General features: G+C 75.2%; 22 protein-coding genes. 15 read left to right on the top strand and 7 right to left on the bottom strand.

Features of this window, described 5'->3' with window-relative positions; translation table 11 throughout:
* Window positions 1-5: 5 nt before the first annotated feature.
* Window positions 6-1,217 (bottom strand): cytochrome P450, encoded by a 1,212-nt coding sequence (locus tag GA0070564_RS10205; protein WP_091606343.1) that lies wholly within the window; start codon window positions 1,215-1,217, stop codon window positions 6-8.
* A gap of 19 nt (window positions 1,218-1,236) precedes the next feature.
* On the bottom strand, window positions 1,237-2,412 hold the full coding sequence (locus tag GA0070564_RS10200; protein ID WP_176730623.1) for a nucleotide disphospho-sugar-binding domain-containing protein: 1,176 nt from the start codon (window positions 2,410-2,412) through the stop codon (window positions 1,237-1,239).
* Between the two features lie 182 nt (window positions 2,413-2,594).
* Between GA0070564_RS10200 and GA0070564_RS10195 the strand changes: the two genes are divergently transcribed.
* Complete coding sequence (locus GA0070564_RS10195) at window positions 2,595-3,767, top strand: cytochrome P450 (RefSeq protein WP_091607114.1); 1,173 nt, start codon at window positions 2,595-2,597, stop codon at window positions 3,765-3,767.
* 9 nt (window positions 3,768-3,776) lie between these two features.
* Here the strand turns inward: GA0070564_RS10195 and GA0070564_RS10190 are convergent, their stop codons facing one another.
* Window positions 3,777-4,640: a TauD/TfdA dioxygenase family protein gene (locus GA0070564_RS10190; RefSeq protein WP_091606336.1), complete on the bottom strand. Its 864-nt coding sequence runs from the start codon at window positions 4,638-4,640 to the stop codon at window positions 3,777-3,779.
* Window positions 4,641-4,756: 116 nt separating this feature from the next.
* Between GA0070564_RS10190 and GA0070564_RS10185 the strand changes: the two genes are divergently transcribed.
* The 6 genes from GA0070564_RS10185 (at window position 4,757) to GA0070564_RS10160 (ending at window position 12,012) form a co-directional block, all read left to right on the top strand.
* The gene (locus GA0070564_RS10185) at window positions 4,757-5,782 is read left to right on the top strand and encodes a methyltransferase (RefSeq protein WP_091606333.1); all 1,026 of its coding nucleotides are present in this window, start codon (window positions 4,757-4,759) and stop codon (window positions 5,780-5,782) included.
* 177 nt (window positions 5,783-5,959) lie between these two features.
* On the top strand, window positions 5,960-6,979 hold the full coding sequence (locus GA0070564_RS10180) for a polyprenyl synthetase family protein (protein ID WP_091606330.1): 1,020 nt from the start codon (window positions 5,960-5,962) through the stop codon (window positions 6,977-6,979).
* On the top strand, window positions 6,976-8,013 hold the full coding sequence (locus GA0070564_RS10175) for a UbiA family prenyltransferase (RefSeq protein ID WP_091606325.1): 1,038 nt from the start codon (window positions 6,976-6,978) through the stop codon (window positions 8,011-8,013). The genes GA0070564_RS10180 and GA0070564_RS10175 overlap by 4 nt, the downstream gene beginning before the upstream one ends.
* Window positions 8,010-9,710: a prenyltransferase/squalene oxidase repeat-containing protein gene (locus GA0070564_RS10170; protein ID WP_091606320.1), complete on the top strand. Its 1,701-nt coding sequence runs from the start codon at window positions 8,010-8,012 to the stop codon at window positions 9,708-9,710. The genes GA0070564_RS10175 and GA0070564_RS10170 overlap by 4 nt, the downstream gene beginning before the upstream one ends.
* Window positions 9,707-10,990, top strand: a complete 1,284-nt coding sequence (locus GA0070564_RS10165) for an FAD-dependent oxidoreductase (protein WP_091606316.1) — start codon at window positions 9,707-9,709, stop codon at window positions 10,988-10,990. Before GA0070564_RS10170 ends, GA0070564_RS10165 begins: the two co-directional genes overlap by 4 nt.
* Complete coding sequence (locus tag GA0070564_RS10160; RefSeq protein ID WP_091606312.1) at window positions 10,987-12,012, top strand: histidinol-phosphate transaminase; 1,026 nt, start codon at window positions 10,987-10,989, stop codon at window positions 12,010-12,012. Before GA0070564_RS10165 ends, GA0070564_RS10160 begins: the two co-directional genes overlap by 4 nt.
* Window positions 12,013-12,981: 969 nt before the next feature.
* Here GA0070564_RS10160 and GA0070564_RS10150 read toward each other — a convergent pair.
* Window positions 12,982-13,917: a 3-oxoacyl-[acyl-carrier-protein] synthase III C-terminal domain-containing protein gene (locus GA0070564_RS10150; protein WP_091606308.1), complete on the bottom strand. Its 936-nt coding sequence runs from the start codon at window positions 13,915-13,917 to the stop codon at window positions 12,982-12,984.
* Between the two features lie 115 nt (window positions 13,918-14,032).
* Between GA0070564_RS10150 and GA0070564_RS10145 the strand changes: the two genes are divergently transcribed.
* The 5 genes from GA0070564_RS10145 (at window position 14,033) to GA0070564_RS10125 (ending at window position 19,217) form a co-directional block, all read left to right on the top strand.
* Window positions 14,033-15,244, top strand: a complete 1,212-nt coding sequence (locus GA0070564_RS10145; protein ID WP_091606304.1) for a glycosyltransferase — start codon at window positions 14,033-14,035, stop codon at window positions 15,242-15,244.
* Window positions 15,245-15,312: 68 nt separating this feature from the next.
* Window positions 15,313-16,293 carry an ABC transporter ATP-binding protein gene (locus GA0070564_RS10140; RefSeq protein WP_091606301.1) on the top strand — a complete coding sequence of 327 codons (981 nt, stop codon included), beginning with the start codon at window positions 15,313-15,315 and terminating at the stop codon, window positions 16,291-16,293.
* Between the two features lie 24 nt (window positions 16,294-16,317).
* Window positions 16,318-17,082 (top strand): ABC transporter permease, encoded by a 765-nt coding sequence (locus GA0070564_RS10135; protein ID WP_091606298.1) that lies wholly within the window; start codon window positions 16,318-16,320, stop codon window positions 17,080-17,082.
* 83 nt (window positions 17,083-17,165) lie between these two features.
* Window positions 17,166-18,809, top strand: coding sequence for a class I adenylate-forming enzyme family protein (locus GA0070564_RS10130; protein ID WP_091606295.1), 1,644 nt, complete (start codon window positions 17,166-17,168; stop codon window positions 18,807-18,809).
* An 84-nt stretch (window positions 18,810-18,893) separates the two neighbouring features.
* Window positions 18,894-19,217 (top strand): DUF1330 domain-containing protein, encoded by a 324-nt coding sequence (locus GA0070564_RS10125; RefSeq protein ID WP_245669893.1) that lies wholly within the window; start codon window positions 18,894-18,896, stop codon window positions 19,215-19,217.
* 35 nt (window positions 19,218-19,252) lie between these two features.
* On the opposite strand, the gene GA0070564_RS30330 is transcribed toward GA0070564_RS10125, so the two are convergent.
* Complete coding sequence (locus tag GA0070564_RS30330) at window positions 19,253-19,483, bottom strand: SDR family NAD(P)-dependent oxidoreductase (protein WP_342672539.1); 231 nt, start codon at window positions 19,481-19,483, stop codon at window positions 19,253-19,255.
* A gap of 44 nt (window positions 19,484-19,527) precedes the next feature.
* Window positions 19,528-19,959, bottom strand: coding sequence for an SDR family NAD(P)-dependent oxidoreductase (locus GA0070564_RS30325; protein WP_342672538.1), 432 nt, complete (start codon window positions 19,957-19,959; stop codon window positions 19,528-19,530).
* A 126-nt stretch (window positions 19,960-20,085) separates the two neighbouring features.
* On the opposite strand from GA0070564_RS30325, the gene GA0070564_RS10115 reads away from it, so the two are divergent.
* The 3 genes from GA0070564_RS10115 (at window position 20,086) to GA0070564_RS10105 (ending at window position 23,126) form a co-directional block, all read left to right on the top strand.
* A complete protein-coding gene (locus tag GA0070564_RS10115) occupies window positions 20,086-20,916 on the top strand; it encodes a helix-turn-helix domain-containing protein (RefSeq protein WP_245669892.1) in 831 nt (276 codons plus the stop codon).
* A 61-nt stretch (window positions 20,917-20,977) separates the two neighbouring features.
* A complete protein-coding gene (locus GA0070564_RS10110; RefSeq protein WP_091606285.1) occupies window positions 20,978-21,697 on the top strand; it encodes an alpha/beta fold hydrolase in 720 nt (239 codons plus the stop codon).
* Window positions 21,698-21,830: 133 nt separating this feature from the next.
* On the top strand, window positions 21,831-23,126 hold the full coding sequence (locus GA0070564_RS10105) for an MFS transporter (protein WP_091606282.1): 1,296 nt from the start codon (window positions 21,831-21,833) through the stop codon (window positions 23,124-23,126).
* Window positions 23,127-23,185: 59 nt separating this feature from the next.
* Here the strand turns inward: GA0070564_RS10105 and mhpA are convergent, their stop codons facing one another.
* Entirely contained in the window at window positions 23,186-24,760 is a 1,575-nt protein-coding gene (gene mhpA, locus GA0070564_RS10100; RefSeq protein ID WP_091607105.1) for a bifunctional 3-(3-hydroxy-phenyl)propionate/3-hydroxycinnamic acid hydroxylase MhpA, read from the bottom strand.
* Between the last annotated feature and the right edge of the window lie 108 nt (window positions 24,761-24,868).

The raw sequence follows: 24,868 nt of genomic DNA, 5'->3' as shown, positions 1-24,868 counted from the left end.
CCGGGTCACCGGTCGACGGTGTCCCAGGTCACCGGCAGCGCCTCCAGGCTGCGGACGACCAGGCCCGGCCGGAACCGCAGCCGCGCCTCGTCGACCGCCAGCCGCAGGCCGGGCAGCCGGCGCAGCAGTGCGCCCAGCGCCTCCTGCAACTCCATCCGGGCCAGTGCCGCGCCGAGGCAGTGGTGCGGGCCGGCGCCGAAGGCCAGGTGCGGATTGTGCGCCCGGGTCAGGTCCAGGCGGTCCGCGCCGGTGAAGACCTCCTCGTCCCGGTTGGCCGAGGCGATCGCCGGCAGCACCGGGGCGCCGGCCGGCAGGCGTACCCCGCCGAGCTGCACCTCCTCGGTCGTCACCCGGGGCAGCAGCACCCCGTGGTCGCCGAGCTGGATGAAGCGGGACAGCTCCTCGACCGCCCGGGCCACCGCCACCGGGTCGTCGCCGCGCAGCCCGGCCAGCTGCTCGGGGTGGCGGGCCAGCACCAGCAGGAAGAGGTTGAGTTGGTTGGTGGTGGTCTCGTGGCCACCGACGAAAATGCCGGCGGTGACCGAGACCAGCTCCCGTTCGGTCAGGTCGTCGTGCGTGTCCCAGGCGCCGATCAGCGCGCTCATCAGGTCGTCGCCCGGTTCGCGGCGGCGCTGCGCGATCAGCTCGGCGAAGGCGTCGAGCGCCGCCTTCGGCGCGGCCGGGTCGGCGTCCCAGTCACCGACCAGCGCGTCGGACCACTGGCGTACCCGCTCCCGGTCCTGCTCGGGAATGCCGAAGAGCTTGCTGATCACGTAGATCGGCAGCGGCGCGGAGAGGTGGGTGATCAGGTCGGCCGGTGGCCCGGCCGCCACCATCGCGTCGATCATCCCGTCGACGAGCGTGGCCACCGTCGGGCGCAGCGCCTCCACCCGGCGGACGGTGAACGCGTGCGAGACGGCCCGACGCATCGTGGTGTGCCGGGGCGGGTCCATGCCGATCAGCGAGTCCTCCGCGAGGGAGCCCAGCTCGCGGGTCGGCCGGTTGGGGCCGGCCGCGGCGGCCCGGCTGAAGCGCTGGTCGGTGAAGACCCGGCGGACGTCGGCGTGCCGGGTGGCGAGGTAGGCCGACGTCCCGTCGGGCAGCGCCACGTGGGCCACCGGGCACCGCTCGCGCAGCTCGGTGTAGGCCGGCGCCGGGTGGTAGATGGTCGGCGCCGGGTCGAGCGGGTACGGGATGGGCGACTGCTGCGAGGACATCGACGGCTCCTGTGGACGGTCAGGCCCGGGCGAGGGCGGCGAGGGTCGGTACCACCTCGGCGGGGGTGGGCGTCGCGTGGATCCGGTCCCGCATCAGCGCCGCCGACGTCCGCCAGGGGCCGTCGTCGATCAGCTCGCCGACCAGGTCCCGCAGGGCGGCGCCGCCGGCCTGTTCCGGGGGCAGCGCGGTGCCGGCCCCGGTGACGGCCAGCCGTTCACCGTTGAAGTGCTGGTCGCTGACCTGCGGCAGGACGACCTGCGGCACGCCGAAGCTGAGCGCGGTCATCATGGTGCCGGCGCCGCCCTGCTGCACCAGCGCGGCGCAGGTCGGCAGGACCAGGCGCAGCGCGAGCGGGGCGTCGACCAGCCGGACGCCGTCCGGCAGCCGGTCCAGGCCCGCGTGCTGCCGGGGGTCGACCACCACGACCACCTCGACGTCCAGCTCGGCCAGCGAGCGGACCACCCGGGGCAGGTCCAGCCGGTCGGCGAGGCCGTTGCCGGCCATCATGGTGCCGGCCGTGACGCAGACCCGGGGTCGCCGCTGCGCCGGGCGGCGCAGCCACGCCGGCAGCACGGCCGGGCCGTTGTACGGCACGAAGCGCACCGGGTGGCCCGGGCGGGCCAGCGGCACCTGCATCGGGGGCGGCACCGGGTCCAGGGTCAGCGCGCCGTCGAGGGCGACGGCCGAGGCCGGCAACCCGAACCGGGCGGCCAGTGGCCCGATCACCGCCTCCCGGTCGAGCCGAAGGGTGACCGAGGAGTCCGGTCCCCACAGGTTCAGTACCCCGGGTACGCCCAGCGCGGCGGCGGCCACCGGCGCGGCGAGGTTGAACGGCTCCCACACCATCAGGTCCGGCCGAAAGGACCGGCCGAAGTCGACCAGCTCGTCGAGGAGGGCGTCGGCGAAGCGCACCACACCGCCGTCGGCGGTGATCGCGGGTTCCAGGGCGCCGGTCGGTTGCGTCGCGCTCGGGTCCAGCGGGCCCACCGTGCCGATCCGGCCGGCGAACGCCTCGGCGAAGTCGAGGTCGGCGCCGAGGGGCACGGCCGCGAGCCCGGCCGAGCTGATCGTCGACGCCATCGACGGGTGGCTGGCCACCCGCACCTCGTGCCCGGCCGCCTGCAACGCCCAGCCGAGCGGGGCCAGTCCGTAGAAATGCGACCGCCAGCCCCAGGTCGACAACAGAATTCGCAAAGACGCAGTCAAGTCCGACCAATCCGTACGCCAAAGGGCAGTCCCGGCCCACAGATGCTAGGCGATGGACGTCGGACGGCGGAAGGCCGACGATCCACCGAAAGATATTGACGTCGGCCTAACGCGTACCGGAGTCTTGTCCGGTGCCCGACGTGGGCCGCGACCGGTAGGTGGTGCGCACCATGACTGTCGATTCCGCGCTGCGGCGGTATCCGTTCGAGCCGTTCACCGGGGACCTTCCGGCGGAGCTGCTCGAGATGGTCGTCACCGACCCGGTCAGCCGGGTGCGGCTGCCCGACGGCCGCGCCGCCTGGCTGGTGCTCGGGTACGCGGACTGCTGCACCGTGCTGGCCGACCCCCGGTTCTCCCGGCTCCCGATCGGGGCGACCTCGGCCCCGGACGACGTCGGGCCGCGGGAGCTGAACATGGACGGTCCGGCGCACGCGACCGTGCGGCGGGTGGCCAGTCGCGCCTTCACCGCCCGCCGGATCGAGACGTTCCGACCCCGGGTGCGTGGACTCGTCGACGGGCTGGTCGACGCCGTGCTGGCCGGCCCCCGACCGGCCGACCTGGTCGCCGGTCTGGTGGCGCCGCTGCCGGTGCTGGTGGTCTGCGACGTGCTCGGGGTGCCGGCGGCGGACCGCCCCCGCTTCTACGCCTGGATCGAGGGGCTCAACTCGATCACCGCGTACGGCTCGGCGGACGCCGTCACCGCCCAGGCTGAGCTGCGCGCCTACCTGGCCGACCAGTTGGCGGGCAAGCGGTTGGACCCCGGCGACGACCTGCTCTCGGCCTGGGTCCGTGGCCAGGACGCGCACGAGCTCGTCGACCCCGAGCTGGTCGAGCTGGCCATGGGGGTGCTGCTCGGCGGCCTGGAGATCAACGCCACCAGCGCGGGACTGCGCGCGCTGTTTCAGCACCCGGAGCAGCTGGCGAAGCTGCGCGGGGCGCCGGAGAAGCTCGCCGCCGCCACCGAGGAGATCCTCCGGTACACCTCGGTGAGCAGCATGTTCCGGGTGCAGGTGGTGCGGGAGGACCTGGTCCTCGGTGGGGTCGCGATGCGGGCCGGGGAGTGCGTGATGGCGGTGCCCTGGGCCGGCAACCGCGACCCGCGGTTCTTTCCCGAGCCCAACGTCTTCGACATCGACCGGCCGGTGACCGCGCCGCACCTGACCTTCGGTTTCGGGCCGCACTTCTGCCTGGGTGCGGCGCTGGGCCGGATGCAGGTGGAGCTCTCCCTCGGCGCGCTGCTGGAGCGGATGCCGGGGCTGGCGCCCGCGGTGCCGATCGAGGAGGTCCCGTGGCGGCACGACCGCATGAACGGCGGCATCGCCTCGTTCCCGGTCACCTGGTGAGCCCGCCGGTCAGTAGCTCTCCACCGCGTTCACCCGGTCCGGCCAGTAGCGCTCGCCGGCGCCCGGTGCGTAGTGCGGCCAGCGGGGTCGGTCCCCGCTCGGGTGGTCGCCGAGCACGGTGATCCGTTGCCCGCGCCGCAGGCCGTCGTAGTCGTTGACCGCGTAGTGCTGGGTGACCCGGTTGTCCCAGATCGCCACGTCCCCGGCCTGCCAGCGGTACCGGCAGGTGAACTGGGGGCTCTCGGAGAAGCCGAACAGGTATTGCAGCAGCGCGTCGCTCTCGTTGCGGGTCAACTGCGGGATGTGCGAGGTGAACAGCCGGTTGACGTACAGCGAGCGGCGTCCGGTCTCCGGGTGCACCCGGACGACCGGGTGCTCGGCCCGGCTGGTGAACTCGGTGCCGATCCGGATCACGTGGATCGCGGTCAGCCCGTCGAGCAGGTCCCGCAGGGGCGCCGACAGCGCCTCGTAGACCCGGCACTGGTTGGTCCACATGGTGTCGCCGCCCACCGCGGGCAGCTCGACCAGGTGCAGGATCGAGGCGATGGGCGGGCTCTGGTGGAAGGTCATGTCGGTGTGCCAGACGTCGACCTTGCCGCCGTCGGTGGAGTCGATCAGGACGATCTCCGGGTGCCCCTCCAGCCGGGGCAGGTAGGGGTGCAGCTCGACCTCGCCGAAGCGCCGGCCGAAGGCGATGTGCGCCTGCGGGGTCAGCGCGGCCTGGTCGGCGACGAAGACGACCTGGTGCTTGAGCAGCAGGTCGTGGATCTGGGCGAACCCCTCGTCGGTCAGGGTGTTGAGGTCGATGCCGCGGACCTGGGCGCCCAGGGCGCCGGCGACCAGCCGGACCTCGGTCGCGGTGGAAGTGGTCATCGGTGGTCCCCTCCGGTCGGCGCGCCGTGGATCGTCGGCGAATTCTTCCACGCCGGTCGATGCGTCCACCAGCGGTCGATGTTGACTCGTCCACCGTGGAGCTGAAAGATGCGCTGATGGCGATCGATCTCCCGGCCGGGCTGGACGCCGCGACGCGGCTCGACCGGCTCACCGACCTGGCCACCCCGTTCGCCGTCCGGACGGCGGTCACCCTGCGGGTGCCGGACCGGATCGCGGCCGGCGTGACCCGCCTCGACGAGCTGGCCGTGGCGTGCGACGCCGACCCCGCCGCCCTGGGCCGCCTGCTGCGCTACCTGGTGCACCGGGACGTCTTCGTCGAGGTCGCCCCGGACGTCTTCGCCCTGACCGACGTCGGTGAGCTGCTGCGCGACCGCTCCGGCGGCGGGCACGGCGCCCACCTCGACCTCGGCGGGTTGGGCGCCCGGATGGACCTGGCCTGGGCCGGCCTGCCGCACGCGGTCCGCACCGGCGGGCCGGGCTACCGGGCGGTGCACGGCCGTGACTTCTGGGCCGACCTCGACGCCCACCCGGACCACCGCGCCTACTTCGACGCGCTGATGCTCAGCCAGCAGCGGATCACCGCCCCCGAGGTGGCGACGCTCTACCCCTGGTCCGAGGTGCGGCACGTCGTCGACGTCGCCGGTGGCGCGGGCGGCCTGCTGCGGGAGGTGGCGAGCCGGCACCCACGGCTGCGGGGCACCCTCGTCGACCGCCCCGAGCCGGTGGCGACCGCCGCCCGCACCTTCGCCGAGCACGGCCTCGCCGACCGGGTCGAGGCGGTGGTCGGGGACTTCTTCGCCGCCCTGCCCGCCGGCGCCGACGTCTACGTGGTCTCCCGGGCGCTGACCGACTGGAGCGACGACCACGCCGTCCGGATCCTGCGCCGCTGTGCCGCGGCGGCCGGGAGCGCCGGGCGGGTGCTGGTCGTCGAGGTGCTGCCGACCGAGCCGTACGTTCCGCACCTGTCCGCGTACGACCTCCAGATGCTGGTGCTGGTCGGTGGGCGCGAGCGCGGGGTGGCCGACAACGTGGCCCTGGCCGCCGCCGCGGGCCTGACGCCGCTGCGCACCTGGCACGGCACGGGTGGGCTCACGCTGATGGAGTTCGGTGTCGCGGGCTGACCCGGAGCGAGCGGATCGGCCGATTCCGGTGTCCCCCGACAATCGGCCGGAGGACGCCACAGCGACATTTGCGCCCACCCATGCGTACGCACATTTATCAATGGTTGTTCCCGGGTGGGGTGACCGGTAACGTCTCGCCTGCGGCTGGCCGAGCCTTCGCGAAAGGGTCGACGCGCTATGACGGTTACTGGCTTCACGCGAAATCCGCCCTTTATCGACGACCTAGCCCGCAGCGAATCGGGCCGGCTGCTCCGCGCCGAACTGGGCAGACGGTGGCCGGAGACGACCGACCAGCTCCTCACGATCGCCCGCTACGCCCTGCTGCCGGCCGGCAAGCTGCTGCGCCCGATCATGACGCTGCACGCCGCCGAGGCGGTGGGTGGCTCTCCCCGGGACGTCCTCGCCGCCGCCCTCGGCACGGAATACCTGCACGTCGCCACGCTCGTGCACGACGACATCATCGACGCCGACACGCTGCGCCGGGGCCGCCCGGCCGTGCCGGTCGCGTTCGGCATCCCCGACGCCATCGTCGCCGGCGACCACCTCATCTTCACCGCCTTCGCGGCCATCGTGGACGGTGGCCGGGCCGTCCCGCCCGGACACGTGGTGGCGGCCCTCGCCGCGCTCGCCGAGGCCGGGCAGGACCTGTGCCGCGGGCAGGCGCTGGAGGCGCGGCTCGTCGGTGACCTGGACGCCGGCGCCCGCTGGTACCCGGAGATGATCCGGCTCAAGACCGGTGCGCTGTTCCGGGCCGTCTGCCACATCGGCGCCCTGCTCGGCGGCGCCGACCCCACCGTGGCCGCCGCGCTCGCCCGCTACGGCGAGCACATCGGCACGGCGTTCCAGATCCGCGACGACCTGCTCTCCTACGTCGCCACCCCGGAGCAGACCGGCAAACCCGCCACCAGCGACCTGAACAACGGCCGCCCCACCCTGCCGCTGCTGCTGGCGTACGCGGCGGCCACCGACACCGCCCGGGTGGAGCTGATGGCGGTGCTGCACCGGCGCGGCGCCGGCCCCGGCGACGTGCAGTGGGTCACCGCCCTGCTCGACGAGGTCGACGCGGTCGAGGCGGCCCGCCGGCAACTGGTCGGGCACGCCGAGCGGGCCCGCGCCGAGCTGGCCGTGCTCGCCCCCTCGGCGAGCGCGGATGTGCTCTCCGGCATCGCGACCTGGATGACGAGCGAGACGGCGTGAGCGCGGCCGGTGCCGGGCGGGCGCTCCGGGCGCACGTGGAGACCTGGCGGCCCTACACCCTCTGGTACGTCGGGCTCGTCGGCCTCGCCGGCGCCGCCGTGGCCGACGGCCCGCACCACCCGTTGCTGCTGCTGTCGGCGTGGGCCGCACCGACCGCCGGCTGGCTCGGCGGCCACTACCTCGGCGACTACTTCGACCGGGAGCTGGACGCCGGCAGCAAGCCGCACCGGCCGATCCCGTCGCGCCGGCTCGGCGCCCGCGCGGCGCTGCGCTGCGGCTGGGCCTGCTTCGCGGTGCTCGCCGTGTTGGCCCTCTCGGGCGGCTGGGGGACCACCGCCGCGGCCCTCGCGGCCGGATTCGGCATCGTGGCGTACAGCCGCTGGTGCAAGGCCCGGGGCATCGCCGGCAACCTGGTCCGCGGGGCGCTCGGCGCGGTCGCGTTGCTCTACGGCGCGCTCGCCGTGGGGACGGCCCCCGACCGGTCGTCCAGCGTTGCCGTGCTGCTCGCGCTGGCCGTCGCCTTCTGGTCCCACGACGCGATGTCCAACCTGGTCGGCACGCTGCGCGACGTCGACGGTGACCGGGCCGGCGGCTACCGGACGCTGCCGGTACGCCGGGGCGTACCCTTCGCGGTCCGCACGGTGGTGGCCCTGTACGCCGGCACGCTCGGCGCCGCCCTCACCGCCGGCCTGCTGGCCGACCGCGGCGACCGGCCCGCCTACCTGGCCACGCTGCTCGTCGTCCTGCTGGCCGGGATCGCCGCGCTGGCGCCGCTGGTCGGCCACCGCGACGACATGCCCGTCGTGGTGGCGCTGCGCGCCCACTCCGTCCTGGTCGTCGAACGGGTGGTGCTCGCCTCGGCCGTCGTCGGACTCGGCCTCGGTGGCGGCGTGCAGCTCGCGCTGGCCCTGCCCCTGGTCGGGCTGACCTGGTGGGCCCAGCGCGCGATGCGCGCCCGGCACGAGCTCGGCCCACCCGCACCGGAGCTGGTGCTCGCCACCCCCCACCGCGTCGCCCTGGAGGATGCCCCGTGACCGCTGTGACCGCCGAGGCCGTCGAGAAGGCCATCGCCGACGGCGCCGAGGCGTTGCTGCGCCGCCGCCGCCCCGACGGCGCCTTCGGTGACGACCCGCCGGCCTCGGTGCTCGGCACCGCCGGCACGGTTGCCGCGCTGCACGCCGCCGACCCGGCGCGCAACGCCGACCTGGTCGACGCCGGCACCGCCTGGCTGCGCGGGCAGCAGCACGACGACGGCGGCTGGGGCGGGGTGGTCGGCGCCGACAGCGAGGTCGTCGCCACCGCCGTCGCCGTCGCCGCGCTCGCCCTCACCGCCCCGGCGGCGAGCGCCGGGGAGATCAGCGCCGGCCGGGCCCGGCTGGCCGCGATGGGCGGCGTCGACACGATCACCGACCCGGCCATCGCGCTGCTCTGCCGGCAGCTGCTCACCATGGCCGGGATGACCGCCGAGGCCGGCCGGCTGCGCCGGCTGCCGCTGGAGATCGTCCTGTTCGACCGGGTCCGCCGCCGTCGGCTGTCGTTCCGGACCGCCCCCTTCGTCGGCCTGGCCCTGATGCAGGCGGACCTGCTGCCCACCGGTCGGCTGCGCCGGGCCACCCTTGCCCGGGCCCGGCCGGCCGCCGTTGGGCTGCTGCGCTCCATCCACGACCACGAGGGCCGCACCGGGGCGCTGAGCGCCGACCCCTGGCCGGCCGCGCTGGTGCTGCTCGGCCTGGCCCGCAGCGGCGAGGCGTCGGACATCGCCGGGGCCGTCACCGGTTGGCTGCGCCGGGCGGTCCGCCCCGACGGCGCCTGGGACGCCGTGACCAACCTGGACCTGACCCGCACCGGGTACGCCGCGACCGGGCTGATCGCCGCCGGCTACGCCGCCGACCCCCGGCTGCGTCCGACCCGCGAGTTCCTGCGCGCCGCCCAGAAGACCGAGCCGTTCGAGGTGCTGGACGTGCCCGCCGGCGGTTGGAGCTACTCCGACCGGGTCGGCTGGCCGGTGACCCTGGAGTCCGCCGAGATCCTCTCCGCGCTCGCCGGCCTGCCCGACGCCGACGCCGACCCGGCCCTGCGCACCGGCCTGACCTGGTTGACCGGGCGTCAGGACAGCCGCGGCTCGTGGAGCCTGTGGGTACGCGACACCCGGCTCGCCAACGACGGGCCCTGTCCCGCCATCACCAGCCAGGCCGTCCTGGCCCTGCACGACGCCGGTCACCCCGACGACCATCCGGCGATCCGGGCGGCGGCGGCCTGGCTGCTGACCCGGCAGCGGCCCGACGGCACGTTCGACAACCTCTGGTACCGCGACCACACCTCGGGCACGGCGGTGGTGGTCGGTGCGCTGTCCCGGGTCGGGCACGCCCGGCACGACGTGGTCCGGCGCGCGGTGCGGTGGTTGTGCGACACCCAGCTGCCGGACGGCTCGTGGGGGCCGGGGGACGGCGGCGCCGGCTCCGTCGAGGAGACCGCCTGGGCCGTGCACGGCCTGCTGGCCACCGGGGAGCCCGGGGTCGCCGGGGCGGTCGACCGGGGCGTCGCCTGGTTGCTGGCCGCCGCCGGGCCCGACGGCGGGTGGCCGGCGACCCGGGTGTGCAACTACATCCGGCACTACCTGCGCTACCCCAACGCGGTGATCACCCAGGCGGTCGCCCTGCGGGCCCTGGGGGAGTACCGCCGGGTCACCGCCGGGCGGGCCGACGCCACCCCCGGGGCGGTGGCCCGATGACCCCCGACGCGGTCGTGGTCGGGGCCGGCGCCGGCGGCCTCGCCGCCGCCCGCACGCTCGGCGCGCTCGGCCGCCGGGTGCTCGTCCTCGACCGGCAGCGCACCCCCGCGGCGATCGCCAAGGGCGAGATCCTGCAACCCGAGACGGTACGCATCCTCGACTCCTGGGGTGTCGCGGACGCGTTGCGGGCCAGCGGCGCGTGCCCCGTCGGGCGGCTGGCCATCCGGGACCCGGCCGGCGCGCCGCTGCTCTGCCTGGACTACGCCGACCTGCCGGGGGCGTACCGGCAGATCCTCTGCGCCGACTACGGCGACCTGCGCGGCGTGCTCGCCGACGGGCTGCCGGCCACGGTGGAGCTGCGCTGGGGCCGGCGGGTCACCGGCGTCCTGCGCGGCGCCGACGGACGGGTGACCGGGGTACGCGTCGCCGGCGGCGGGGACGACGAGGAGATCCGTACGCCGCTGGTGGTCGCCGCGGACGGCATGTCCTCGCCGCTGCGCCGGGCGGTCGGGGTCGCCGTGGACCGCCGGGAGTACCCGCACGGTCTGGTCGCCTTCGACGTGGCCGGCGTCGAGGTGGCCGACGAGGTGTCGGCCTACCGCACCGGCCGCGGCCTCTGCCTGGTCTATCCGCTGCCGGGGGAGCGGTGCCGGCTCTACGTGCAGGTGACCCCGGGCGAGTTCCGGGGTCGCGGCCCGGGCGACCTCGGCCCGTGGTGCGACCGGCTGCTCGCCGAGGTGCCGGCGATCCGGCCGCTGGGCCCGGCGATCCGGGCCAGCCTGCACCGCCGGCAGCTGCTGGCCGTGTACCGACTGCGGGCCAACCGGCTGGCCGTGCCGGGGCTGGCCCTGGTCGGCGAGGCGGCCCACGCGGTGCACCCGATGGCCGCGCAGGGCGTCAACAGCTCCCTCGGCGACGCCGAGACGCTCGCCGCCACCCTGGCGGCCGAGGGGGACCCGGCCGATCCGGCCGCGGTGGACCGTGCGCTGCGGGCCTTCGAGGCCGCCCGCCGGCCCCGCCTCGACCACGTCGCGACCGTCAGCCACAACGCCTCCCGCATGATCACCAGTGTCTCCGGCCTGCCGAGGGTGCTCGGCGCGCGGATGATGCGCCGTACCGCGGCCAATCCCCGGCTGCTCGGCCTGACCGCCGGCAACCTCTCCGGCACCGACGTCCGGCCGCTGTCCCGCACCGACCGGCTGTACCAGCTCGGGCTGCTCACCGACCGGCACGCCCACACCCCGGCCCCGTCGGCCCCGACCCGAAGCGAGCGACGATGACCGCTGCGACCTCCGTCGGGACGCACCCGCCGGCCGACCTGTCGATGAACGAGACGCCGTACCCGCCGCTGCCCAGCGTCGCCCAGGTGGTCCGGGACGGTGCCGCGACCCTGCACCGCTATCCGGACCGCACCGCCTCGGCCCTGGTCGCCGCGCTGGCCGCCCGGCTCGACGTGCGACCCGAGGCGATCCTCGTCGGCCCCGGCTCCGCCGGCCTCTGCCAGCACCTCGTGCAGTCGTTCGGCCCCCGGCCGGAGGTGGTGCACGCGGCGCTCTCCTTCGAGGGATACCCGCTGATCATCGGCAACGTCGGTGCCCGCGCGGTGCCGGTGCCGATGACCGGGTACGGCCACGACCTGCCCGCGATGGCGGACGCGGTGACCGAGCGGACCCGGTGCGTGCTGCTGTGCAACCCGAACAACCCGACCGGCGCGGTGCTGCGTTCCGACGAGGTCGCGGCGTTCCTGGACCGGATCCCGGCCGACGTGCCGGTGATCGTCGACGAGGCGTACCGGGAGTTCGTCACCGACCCGCGGTCGCCCGACGGGATGGACCTCTACCGCGCGTACGACAACGTCTGCGTGCTGCGGACCTTCTCCAAGGCGTACGGTCTGGCCGCGCTGCGCATCGGGTACGCGGTGCTGCCGCCCCGGCTCGTCCGGGCGGCCGCGCTGACCGGGGCGGTGTTCTTCCCGAACGCGCTCGCCCAGGCAGCCGCGGTGGCGAGCCTGACGCCTGCGGCGACCGGCGAACTGGCCGGGCGGTGCGAGCGGCTCGCGGTGTCCCGTGCCGGCCTGACCGACACCCTGCGCGGCCTCGGCCTCACCGTGGCGCCCAGCGAGGCCAACTTCGTCTGGCTACCGCTGGGGGAGCGGGCGGTGCCCTTCGCCGACCGGGCCCGGGCGGCCGGGATCCTGGTGGCGGCCTTCCCCGGCGCCGGGGTCCGGATCACGGTCGGCTCGGACGAGGCCACCGAGCGGCTGGCCGCCTTCGTCCGGGAGGCGCTCGCCGCCGGGCTCTGACCGCCCGTCCGGCGCCAGCGCGACCAGGCAGAGGTAGCGCAGGTCCGGCTCGTACTCGGCGGCCACCACCGGCCGGTCCGGGTCCCGCGCCAGGTGGTCCAGCAGGGCCCACCAGACGCCGGTGGAGGGCTGCCCGGGCGGGGCGGCCAGCACCGTGCCGCGCTGTTGCGCCGGCCAGGCCGCGGCCAGCCCTTCCCCCAGCACCACCGGCACGTCCGGGCGCCCGGCGACCAGCGCGCCCAGCTCCGCCGCGGCGAGTTCGGCGACCCGTTCCGGGGCGACGTCGGTGAGCTGGCGGACGGCGGTGACCCGGGCCGGCGTGCCCGGCGTGCCCGTGTTCGGGGTGGGCGGCGAGTCGCCGAGGAGCATGGCGACCGCGCGGTGCCGCGCCGGCACGGCCCGCGCCGGATAGGGAAGCACCGCCTGCTCGGCGGTGATCAGCAGGACCCGGCGGCAGCCCGCCGACGCGGCGTACTCGCGGGCGATCCGCAGGCCGCTGAAGGTGGCGGCGGAGCCCTGGTCGCAGAGCGCGAAGGAGAGCGGGGCGCCCGGACAGACGTGGCTGAGATAGGTCGCGGTGGCCCGGCCGGGCAGCACGTCGTGCACGGCGAACGCCAGCACGAGCAGGTCGACCGGCTCGTGCGGCGCGACGAGCTCCCGGATCAGCTCGGCGGCCATCTCCCCGTAGGACTGGCCCCGGACCGCCGACGCCGCGTCGAACCGGTCGGCCGGCGCGCCGGGCCCGGACGCCCCGGCCAGGTCCGCCAGGTAGGTGAGCGCGCGCTCCCGCAGGACGGGGTCGGCGAGCAGCCCGGCCGGCCCGGTGAAGGTCCGGCGTACGGCCCGGACCAGGCGCAGGTCGGCGCCGGGCGACGGGTGCGGTGGCGGCAGCGCGACGAACACGGGCTCACCCGCGCCCGTCGACGCCGGTCGGTGGGATCCACATCGGACGTCCCTTCGTCGGTGCGGTCAGTGTTGGAGGACCATCGCGGCGAACGTGACCCCGTCCCCGGCGCCGACCGCCGCCACCAGGTACCGGTCGCCCGGGCTCAGCAGGGCGCGCTGCCGGGCGGTGCGGTAGTTGGCGAACGCGTCTGCGCAGAAGACGTGCCCGGCCTCGGTCACGTTGTCCAGCAGGACGCGGTCCAGCGGGAGCCCGATCAGCCGGCAGAGCCGCTTCCAGGTCATCAGGTTGACGTTGTGCGGCAGGACCAGCCGGATCTGGTCCAGGGTCAGGCCCGCCCCGGCCAGCGCCCGGTCGATCACCGCCGCCAGGGCCGGCCGGTACTCGCGCTGGAACCGCGTCAGGTCGGCGCCGCCGGCGACGTCGAACTCACCGCGTTGCTCGCAGGCGTAGGAGAGCAGCCGGTCGCGCGGCCCGTCGGCGCTGACCAGGCAGGCGGAGGCGCCCTCGCTGAACACCGACGTCTCCGGGATGAACTGGGCGTCGGCGGTGAACGCCTTCTCCCCGGTGAGCACCAGCGCGAGCGGCGCCTGCGGGCCCGGAGGCTCGGACCGCAGGAGCCGTCCGGCCACGTCGATCGCGGCGAGCGCGCTGGCGCAGGACTGCTGGGTGAGGGTGAACGCGAGCGCGTGGCCCAGCCCGAGGGCCCGGCAGACGTCGTGCAGGGGATTGTCCGGGTAGGGCACCACGACGGGGAACGCCCGGGCGTACAGCACGAACCGGACCCGGTGCTCCTGGCCGTGCAGCGCGGTGAGCCCGGCCGTGGCGCGCAGCAGCAGGTCGGGCAGGGACAGGTCGGGGTCGCGGCGTACCTCGGTCAGGCCGTGGAAGCGGCGGAAGAGCCGGACCTGCATGTCGGTCAGCTCGACCGGCCCGCCGAGGCTGTCGATCGGCACCCGGCGCGGTGGCAGGTACACCGACACGGCGTCGAGCGCCGTCATGCGGGCGGCGCCGGGCCGTCGGCGTCCCGGTCGCGCGTCCGAGCCGAGTGGACCGCCACCGATGGATCACACCAATCACGTCGATGGATGTCAACGGGCGTGGCATCATATCGACGTGGCTCGCTTCCTGTTCGTGGTGCTGCCGGTCGTCTCCCACCTGAGCGCCCCGCTGGCCATCGCCCAGGCGCTGGAGGACGCCGGGCACGAGGTGGCCTGGTGCGGTCCCCGCAGCGACCTGCGCCCGCTGATCGGCCCGGACGCCACGCTGCACCCCACCGGCAAGCGCTGGTACCGGCCCGACGGCGAGTCCGGGATGGCCTCGGTGCGCAGCCTCTGGGAGGGGCACGTGCTGCCCGCCAACCGGTTCATCCGGGACGCCGCCGACCGGGCGGTCGCCGACTGCCGTCCCGACGTCGTCGTCGCCGACCAGTACGCGCTGGCCGGCGCCCTGGCGGCGTACCGGCACGGGGTGCCGTGGGCGACCGTCTGCGTCGGAACGCTGGAGCTGACCCCGCCGACCGACGGGATGCCCGGCTTCGCGGGCTTCGTACGGGCCCAACTCGACCGGGTGTGGGCGATGGCCGACCTGCCCGTCGACGAGCACCTCGACCTGCGGTTCTCGCCGTACCTGACGATCGGCCTGACCGGTCCGGCGCTGACCGGCCCGGCGCCGCTGCCGCCGCGGTGCGTGCTGACCGGGCCGGCCCTCGGGCGACGACCGCACGCGCCCGCCTTCGACTGGGACGCCTGGGACCCGGGGCGCCGGCACCTGCTGGTCACCGTCGGGACGATGGCCGAGCACCTGGCCGGCGACTTCTACCGACGGATGATCGCCGCGACGGCGCCGCTGGCCGACCGCCTCCAGGTGATCCTCACCGCCGGGCCGCAGCTGGTGCCCGACCCGCCGGCGCACGTGCTGGTCGCCCCCCGGGTGCCGGTGCTGGAGCTGATGCCCCGGCTGGACGCCCTGGTCTCGCACGGCGGCCTGGGCACCGTCTCCGAGGCGCTGGCCCACGGCGTGCCGGTCGTGGTCGCGCCGATCCGGCACGACCATCCCACCGTGGCGCGGCAGGTGGCCCGGGCCGGGGCCGGCGTCGAGGTCTCCTTCCGGTCGGCGACCCCGGCCGAGCTGACCGTGGCGCTGACCGCCGTCCTCGACGACCCGACCTACCGCGCGAACGCGCGCCGCGTCGGCGACTCGTTCGCCGCGGCCGGCGGCGCCGCCACCGCCGCCGCGCACCTCGCCGAGCTGGCCGCCGCCCCGCCGGGCCGACCGGGTACGCATCGACCGTTGTCCAACGCCCACGGTGGAACTAGCCTGACCTGACGCACCCGCGCGCACCGCGGTCGACGGCGCGGTCCCGCCCCGGCGTGCGCGCCGGACGAGGAGGCTCGATGATCGAGGCCACCGGCCTACGCAAGTCCTACCGCGTGGGGCGCGGCCGGGGCGCCAGCACCGTCGAGGCGGTACGCGGCGTGGACTTCGCGGTGCGCCGTGGCGAGATCGTCGGCTTCCTCGGCCCCAACGGCGCGGGGAAGTCCACCACGCTGCGCATGCTGGCCACCCTGATCCGCCCCACCGGCGGGGTGGCCACCATCGCCGGTGTCGACCTGCTGCGGGCGCCCGGCGAGGTGCGGCGGCGGATCGGCTTCGTGGCCCAGGCCAGCGGCACGTACGACGACTCCACCGCCCGGCGCGACCTGGTGCTCCAGGCGCGGATGCACGGCGTCACGAAGGCCGTCGCGCAGGAGCTGGCCCGGTCGGCCATCCGGGCGTTCCAGCTCGACGACTTCGCCGACCGGAAGATCAGGACGTACTCCGGTGGGCAGCGGCGGCGGCTCGACGTCGCGCTCGGTGTCATCCACGCGCCGCAGGTGATGTTCCTGGACGAGCCCACGGCCGGGCTCGACCCGCCCAGCCGGGTCCGGATGTGGCAGGAGGTGCGACGGCTGCGCGACGAGGGCATGACCATCTTCCTCACCACCCACTACCTCGACGAGGCGGACAGCCTCTGCGACCGGGTGTCCATCATCGACGCCGGCCGGATCGTCGCCGAGGGCACGCCGTCGGCGCTCAAACGCGAGATCTCCGGCGACGTGATCACGATCGGCTTCGGCACGACCGGCGCCGCCGAGGACCCGGTCGGCACCGGCGTGCAGACCGCCACGAAGCTGCTGGCCGACCAGCCCTACGTGCACTCGTGCGAGCCGGTCGACGGCGCCCTGCGGCTCTACGTCGACAGCGCCGCGACGGCCATCCCGCAGGTCATGCGCACCCTCCTCGACCGGGGCGTGGAACCCGGCGCGATCGAGGCGCGCCGGCCGAGCCTCGACGACGTCTTCCTGGCCAAGACCGGCCGGTCGCTCGAGGAGTGACCGGCGGCGCGAGAGGAGCCCGGCGTGAAACTGGTCCGCGACACCTGGCTGGTCTTCCAGCAGGAGGCCGGCCTGATGGTGCGCAACCCGGTGATGGTCGCGTTCAGCCTGGCCCAGCCGATCACCTACCTGGTCCTCTTCGCGCCGTTCCTCAAGGTGGTGATGGTCGACCGCGGCGCCTCGTCCTACGCCGACGCGTACCGCATCTACGTGCCCGGCCTGTTCGTGGCGATGGGCCTGTTCGGCGGGCTGTTCGCCGGCTACGGGCTGCTCAGCGCGCTGCGCGCCGGCATCATCGACAGGTGCCGGGTGACCCCGGTCAGCCGTACCGGCCTGCTGCTCGGCCGGGCCCTGATGCACGTCTGCCTCAACGTGGTGCAGGCGGTCGTCGTCACCCTGGTGGCCCTGCCCTTCGGCCTGCGGGTGCACCTGGGCAACCTCCTCGTCTCGTACGCGCTGCTGGCCGTGATGGTGCTGCTGAGCACCTCGATCTCGTACGACATCGCGCTGCTGGTGCGCAACGAGAACAGCCTGGGCGTGCTGGTGAACACCGTCGGGCAGCCGGTGTCGCTGCTCGCCGGCGTCCTCATCCCGCTGGTGCTGGCGCCGGTGTGGATCCAGCGGGTCGCGTTCTGGAACCCGTTCGCCTGGGCCACCGACGGCATGCGGGCGCTGTTCACCGGGCAGATCCTCCAGACCGTGGTCTGGCAGGGGGCGCTGATCATGGTCGGGCTCGCCGCCGCCAGCCTGTTCTGGTCCTCGCGGTTGTTCAACCGTGAGGTGTCCTGAGCCCCACCACATCGACCATTGTCTCAGCGTTGCGCGGGCTCTAGCCTGAGCAGGTCCCTGGGCTCAGGCGAGGAGGCGACGCGGTGGGTGCCGACAACTTCCGGGCGGTCCTGGCGGCCGACATGGAACTGGGCGCGGGCAACGTGCTGCTGCGGCTGGCCGAGCACGGGGCCGACCCGGCGGCGCCCCGGCTGACGTTCGACGCCGAGGTCGACGGGATCCCCGCCTGGACGCCGCTGTCGCTGGCCACCCTGACCACCCGGGTGGCCGCCCGGGCCGCCTGGTTCGCCGCGCGCGGCGTCGGTCCGCGCGACCCGGTCGCCGTCTACGTGACCTCCGCACCGGACGTGTTCCTCAACTTCCTCGCCCTCACCTGGCTCGGGGCGATCCCGGCGCTGATGAACGGCAACATGCCGGTCGAGCTGGCGGCGGAGTTCGTCCGGCGGCTGCGCGGCGTCGGTGTCGTCGTCGACGCCGACCACGCCGCGTTGCGCGAGCACGACCTCGGTGTGCCGATCCTCGGCTCCGCCGCCGAGACCGGCACCGGTGACCCCGACTCGGCGCCGCCGCACCACCGCCACCATCCGGAGGACCCGGTCGCCATCACCCACTCCTCGGGCACCACCCGGGTGCCGGCGGCGGTCGTCCACTCGCACCACGGGCTCTTCGCCGCGATCCGCGCGGTCCGGCTCACCGAGTCCCGCCCGCACGGCGAGGTACGCGAGCTCTCCGCGCTCCCGGCCGCGCACGCCGCCGGCATCATCACCCTCAACCAGGCGCTCTGCAACGGCTACCAGCTGCTCTACCTGTCGGCGCAGGGTGGCCCGTTCGAGCGCAGCGCCGAGACGATCCTCGACGCCATCGAGCGGTGGCGGCCCACCGGCGTGTTCGGCTTCGCGGTCACCTGGTCCGAGCTGGCCCGCCACGACCTGACCGCCCGCGACCTCGACTCCGTGCGCAACTGGTTCAACACCGGCGACTGCGCACACGAGTCGCACGTGCGCCGGCTGGTGGCCGTGGGCAGCCACCCCACCTGGACCCGCGACGGCATGGTCGACGCCCCCGGTTCCAAGTTCGTCGACATGCTGGGCTCCACCGAGATGGGCCACGGCGCGTTCCGGATCAGCCACCGGCTCGGCACCGACCACTACGACCGCTGCGTCGGCAGGCCGTACCCGTTCGCCGAGGTCGCCCTCCTGGACGTCGCGACCGGGGCGGAGGTCCCCGACGGCCAGGTCGGGCACGTCGGCCTGAAGTCACCGACCCTGGCCATCGGTTACTGGAACGACTCGGTCGCCACCTTCCGCACCCGGCTCAACGGCTACTACCTGACCGGTGACCTGATGTACCGCGACGCCGCCGGCAACTACCACCACGTCGACCGGGCCAGCGACGCGGTCGACCTGGGCGACGGCACCTGGCTGTACACCGCGCTGTCGGAGGAGCGGATCCTGAAGCACTGCCCGGACGTACGCGACTGCAGCGTCATCGCGGCCCGCGACGCCGACGGCACGACGGTGACCGAGGTGCTGCTCCTGCTCGCCGAGGACGCCGACCCGGCGCTGGACCGGTCCGACCGGGTCCGCGCCGCGCTCGGCCCGGCGGTCGCCGCGACCCTGCGCCGGGTGCTCACGGTCCCCGACGACGGCGTGGTGACGGGGCCGACGGGGAAGGTGCGCAAGTTCCTCATGCGGCAGCGGCTGCTGGCCGAGGCCGGGGCGTCCTGATCGCCGACGCGGCACGGGCCCGGGTGTCATGCTCTCCCGGTCGGGCCGGTCGTCGAGGGGACGACGCGACGGCGCCGGGGCGCCGTGACCGACCGCACCCAGGAGGAGAAGCGCATGCCCAAGGCGTACTGGATCAACACGTTCCGGGTCATCACCGACCAGGGCAGGTTCGCCGCGTACGCCGAGCTGGCGGGGCCGGCGATGGAGGCGGCGGGCGGGAGGTTCCTGGTGCGGGGGCTGCCGGCCCGCGCCTTCGAGTCCGGGGTCGTGGAGCGCACCACCCTGATCGAGTTCCCCAGCGTCGACGCCGCCGTCGCCGCCTACGACAGTCCCGCCTACCAGGAGGCCCTGCGGGCGCTCGGCGACGGCGCGGAGCGCGACGTGCGCATCGTCGAGGCCCTGCCCTGACAGGGCCCTGGCGTCGCCCGCCGGCGGCCGCGACGTCAGCCGAGCAGCCGCCGGGCGGTGTCCCACAGCCGCTCGGCGTTGCCCGGGTCGACGGCGTATCCGGCGACACCCCGGTAATCGGCGGGCCGCTCGGTGACCACCGGCGCCTCGGCGCAGTCGTCGAAGTACCGGCCGCCGGCCCCGTCGAGCAGTGGCGACGCCGCCAGCAGCACCGAGGTCGCGGCGCCCTGCTGCGGGGTCTTCCGCCGCTCGGGCGGCGTCTTCAACCCGCCGGTGTGCTTCTGCAGGCCGGTGGCGATCGCGCCCGGGTTCAGCGCGTTGGCGTGGATGCGAAGTGGCCCATGAAGTTCGTGGCGAACTGCATCTCCCAGCCCTGCGCGGTGCGCTCCAGCTCGGGCAGGGCCATGATCCCGGCGTTGTTGACCAGGATGTGCAGCGGTTGGTCCCAGCCGGCCACGAAGCGACGTACCGACGCCTGGTCGGCCAGGTCCAGCTCCCGGACGCTGACCCGGTCGTTGCCGGTGTCGGCGGTGATGTCGGCGGCGGCCTGCCGGCCGGCGTCGGGCCGGCGCACGGCCAGCACCACCTCGGCGCCGGCGCCCGCCAGCGCCCGGGCCGTCTCCAGGCCGATGCCGGCCCCGCCGCCGGTGACGACGGCCCGCCGACCGGTGAGGTCGACCCCGTCGACCACGTCGGCGGCGGTCGAGGCGAAGCCGAAGGGTGTGACGATCCGCTCGGTCATGTCGCTCCAGCTGGCTCGGTCGTGGTTGTCCCCACCACCGTGCCACCCTGCGCGGGCGGTAGCCGGTGCCCCCGTTTTCCTGGTAGCGCGAGGACCATGCACCGCGGTGGCACCTACGATGGCCGGGTGACCGGCCCGTTGGGGGAGTACCTGCGCGCCCGACGCGAGCTCGTCGGCCCGGCGGAGGTCGGTCTTCCCCCGCACGGCCGGCGCCGCGTGCCCGGGCTGCGCCGGGAGGAGGTGGCGCTGCTCGCCGGGATCAGCGCCGACTACTACCTGCGGCTCGAGCAGGGGCGGGACCGGAACCCCTCCGACCAGGTCGTCGAGGCCCTCGCGCGGGCGCTGCGGCTGGACACCGACGCCACCGCCCACCTGCGCCGGCTGGCGCGGCCCACGCCGGTACGGCCGACCCGCCGCCCCGAACGGGTACCCGTCGGGATCCGCCGGCTCGTCGACTCGTGGACCGACACGCCCGCGTTCGTCTACGGCAGGCACGCCGACGTGCTGTTCGCGAACGCGGGGGCGACCGCCCTCGCCCCGTTCTTCGTGGCCGGGACGAACGTCCTGCGGGCGGTCTTCCTCGACCCGGGCGCGCCGGCCGCGTACCCGCTGGACGAGGCGGTGGTGGCGAACGCCGTGGCCAGCCTGCGGGCGCTGGTGGCCGCCGACCCGGACGATCCGCGCCTGGCCGACCTGGTCGAGGAGTTGTCCCGCGGCAGTGACCGGTTCCGGCGGCTCTGGGCCCGGTACGACGTCGGCGTCCGGTCCGGCGGCGGGCTCCGGACGTTCCACCATCCGAGGGTCGGCGAGCTGCACCTGCGGTACGAGAAACTCGTGATCAGTGGGACCGATCAGGTCCTGGTGATCTACCACGCCGACCCGGGCAGTGCGTCCGCCGCCGCGCTGCGGGAGCTGACCCGCCCCGGCGGGAACGTTTCGGCGTCGCCCGGCGGGTAATCACCGGCCCCGGTGTGGGGGCGCGAACGCCCCCGCCCACGTCTGCGAGGAGCCGACCGTCGTGTCAGATCAGCAGCCCACCCTGGTCCTCGTCCACGGCGCCTTCGCCGAGTCCGCGAGCTGGAACGCGGTGATCGGGCGGCTCGGTCCCGGCCACCGGGTGATCGCCGCGGCCAACCCGCTGCGCAGCGTCTCCGGGGACGCCGCCTACCTGCGGGACGTGATCACCAGCGTCCGTGGCCCGGTCGTGCTGGTGGCGCACTCGTACGGCGGCATGGTCGCCACGGAGGCGGCGACGGACAACCCGGCGGTGCGGGCGCTGGTCTACGTCAACGCGTTCTGCCCGGACACGGGTGAGTCCGCGCTGGCCCTGTCCGGGCGGTTCCCGGGGAGCACCCTCGCCGACACCCTGGTGACCTATCCGGTGTCGACCGGCGGCAACGAGGTGGCGATCGACCAGGTCGCCTTCCACCAGCAGTTCGCCGCGGACGTACCCGACGACGTGGCGACCCTGATGGCGCGGACGCAGCGGCCGGTGACCGAGCAGGCGCTCGGCGAGGGTCTGGCGGCGGCCACCCCGGCGTGGCGGTCGTTGCCCACCTGGTTCGTGATCGGGAGCGAGGACCGCAACATCCCGGTGGCCGCGCACCGCTTCATGGCCGAGCGGGCCGGCGCCCGCGGTGTCCGGGAGGTCGCGGGCGCCTCGCATGCGATGGCGGTGTCGAGGCCGGACGAGGTCGCCGAGTCGGTCCGGGAGGCGGTGGCCGGCAGCGGCTCCTGACTGCCCGGTCGGCATTCTGCCGTCGAGAGAATGGCTCGCCCCGCGCCCTCCGGACGGTCGACCATTGCGGAGGTCCCGGACGCCGTCGTCCGCGGGTCTCACCACTGACGTCGTGCCGTCCGATGGAGGATCGATGCTGGCCCCGCTGCGCCACGGCCCCTTCCGCCACCTGGCAGCCGGCCGGCTGGTCAACATGCTCGGCAACGGGGTCGCCCCCGTCGCGCTGGCCTTCGCCGTACTCGACCTGACCGGCTCGGTGCGGGACCTGGGCCTGGTGGTCGGCGTGCGATCGCTGATGACCGTGCTGTTCGTGCTCGTCGGCGGGGTGGTGGCCGACCGGGTGCCGCGTCGGCTGGTGCTGGTCGGCTCGAACCTGCTGGGTGCGTCGACCCAGGCGGCGGTGGCCGCCCTGGTGCTCACCGGCGCGGCGACGGTCCCGTCGCTGCTGGCGCTCGCCGCGGTCAACGGCATCGTGAGCGCCCTGTCCCAGCCCGCGGCGGCCGCCGCGACGCCGCAGACCGTGCCCCCGGAGCTGATCCAGTCGGCCAACGCGATCCTCCGCCTCGGCGTCAACGGGGGCATGATCGGTGGCGCCGCGCTCGGTGGCCTCCTGGTCGCCGCCGTCGGACCCGGTTGGGGCCTGGCCGTCGACGCGATCGCCTTCGCGGTCGCGGCGGTCGCCTTCGCCGGGCTCCGGGTCGCCGTCCCGCCGCAGAGGCGTGCCGGCGCGGGCATCGTCGCCGACCTCCGTGAAGGCTGGACGGAGTTCACCGCACGGACGTGGGTGTGGGTGGTGGTGCTCGGCTGCCTGGTCCTCAACGGAGCCCTCGCCGGCGGCGTCAACGTGCTCGGCCCGGCCGTCGCGGACGACACGGTCGGCCGGGGCGCCTGGGGTGTGGTGCTGGCGGCGGAGACCGCCGGGATGCTCGTCGGCGGCCTGATCGCCCTGCGGCTGCGGGTGCGTCGGCTCCTGCGGCTCGGGGTCGCCTGCATGCTGGCCGCGTCGCTCCTGCTGCTCGGGCTGGCCCTGGCGCCGCTGACCGTCGTGCTGGTCCCGGCCGCGGTGGCGGCCGGCATCGCCGTCGAGCAGTTCGCGGTGGCCTGGGACACGTCGATCGCCCAGCACGTCCCCGTCGACCGGTTGGCCCGCGTCTACTCCTACGACATGCTGGGATCCTGGGTCGCCATCCCGGTCGGCCAGGTCGCGGTCGGACCGGTGGCCGCGGCGCTCGGCACCCGCGGCACGCTGCTGACCCTGGCGGCGCTGGTGCTGCTGTCGGTCCTCGGCATGCTGGCCAGCCCACAGGTGCGCCGGTTGACCACGGTGGCCCCCGGCCGCTCCGCTGCCGGCGCCCCGCCGGACCAGTCGGCGGCGACGCGTCCGGCCACGCCACCCGACCCCGTCCGGACCGGTGCCACGGGCGGTTGACCGCCGGCGGCGTCCTGCGCACCCCGCGCCCTGGACCGGTGAGCGGTGGCGTTCACTGGCTACTGGCGGCTCGGCCGGACCCACCCGGCGTGACCCGCCGGCCGCCCGTCCTTCCCGCCGGGACCCGCCGGTCCGACAGGTCGGACGGCGTCGACCATGGCGGGGAGCAGCCGGCGACCGGCCCGCAGGACCACACCGTCGGGCCGGACCACCGCCACCCGGGCCCCACCCGACCGTAGCCAGCGGTGCAGCGCGTCGGCCGGCCGGGCGAGGACCAGCACCGCTCCCCGTCGGGCGATGGCGGCCCGCGCCGCGGCGGACGGTTCGACGGCGGTGACGATCGCGAACCGGCCGGCGGTCACGTCGTCGAAGCGTCGGTCGCCGTCGACGACCGCGTTCGGGCACAGCCCACCGGCGAGCCCGCGGCGCAGCCGTGGCCGCACCACGAGGGCGGAGCGGCGCAGCGGCGGGGTCCGGCTGTCCGTCGCCAGGCCGGTGAGCCCCGGCACGAGGTGCAGGCGCGGTGCCACTGCGTGCCGGACGACGTCGCCCAGCTCGCCGCCGGCCGTCATGGCCGTACCGACGAGCTTCGCCAGTCTGATCATGGCGCGGGCGTGCCGCGCGCGTTCGACCTGGTACGTGTCCAGGGCGGTCCCGTCCAGCGTGCCGGCGAGCACGCCGGCCAGCTTCCAGGCCAGATTCATCGCGTCGCGCTGCCCGGCGCACATGCCCTGGCCGATGAAGGGCGGGGTGAGGTGGGCGGCGTCGCCGAGCAGGAACACCCGCCGGTCGCGCCACCGGTCGGCGACCTGGGCGCGGAAGGTGTACTCGGCGACGCGGACGATCTCCAGCCGGTCGACGGGCAGGTCTCCTGTCCAGCGCGAGATCAGCGGGTGCAGCCGGGTGATGTCGCGGTGGTCGTCGGCGGACTCACCGGGGCGCAGCTGGAACTCCCACCGGTGGCGGGTCCTGCCGACCCGCATGTACGTGCCGGCGCGGGCCGGATCGGAGAGCTGGTGCACGCCCTCCCACTGGCCGAGATCGGCCTCGGTGGTCACGTCCACCACCAGCCAGCGTTGGGTGAAGCCCAGCTCCCGCATGGCGGCGCCGATGGTCGCCCGGGTCAGGCTGTTGGCGCCGTCGCAGCCCAGCACGTACCCGGCCCGGACGGACTCCCGCCCGCCGGTGTGGGTGTCGGTGACGTCGACCCGTACCCCGCCGGTGTCCTGGGTCAGGGCGGTGACCTCGGCGTTGCCGCGCAGGGTGACCGACGCGTACCGGTCGAGGTTGCGGCGCAGGATCGCCTCCAGCTCCGGCTGGTCGAAGAGGCTGCCCTGCGGATAGCCGTGCCGGCCCGGCGCCGGGTCGCGGGCGAACTCGGCCAGCACCCGCATGTCCCGGTCGAGCAGGCGCAGCCCCCGGTGCGGGCGGGCGATGGCGGCGAACTCGTCGGCTACCCCGAGCCGGGCCAGGATGCGGTGCACCTCGTCGTCCAGGGCGACGGCCCTCGGCTGCGGATAGATCGACCCGAAGCGGTCGAGGACGAGGCACTCGACGCCGTACTGGCCGAGCAGGGTGGCGGCGGTGAGCCCGGTGGGGCCCGCGCCGACGATCACCACCTGGACCGTCCTCATGACCCGACCACCCATCGCCGCCCGCCGGTCACCGCGATCCGGGCCGGCCCTGATTCTCGCCGAGCGGCGGACGGTCCGGCACGTCGGCCGGCCCGACGGGACCGTCGA

This window comes from Micromonospora mirobrigensis (assembly GCF_900091555.1).
GTDB classification, from domain to species: domain Bacteria; phylum Actinomycetota; class Actinomycetes; order Mycobacteriales; family Micromonosporaceae; genus Micromonospora; species Micromonospora mirobrigensis.
Note: the sequence above shows the minus strand (reverse complement) of the source record. Positions and strands in the feature narration are given on the sequence as shown.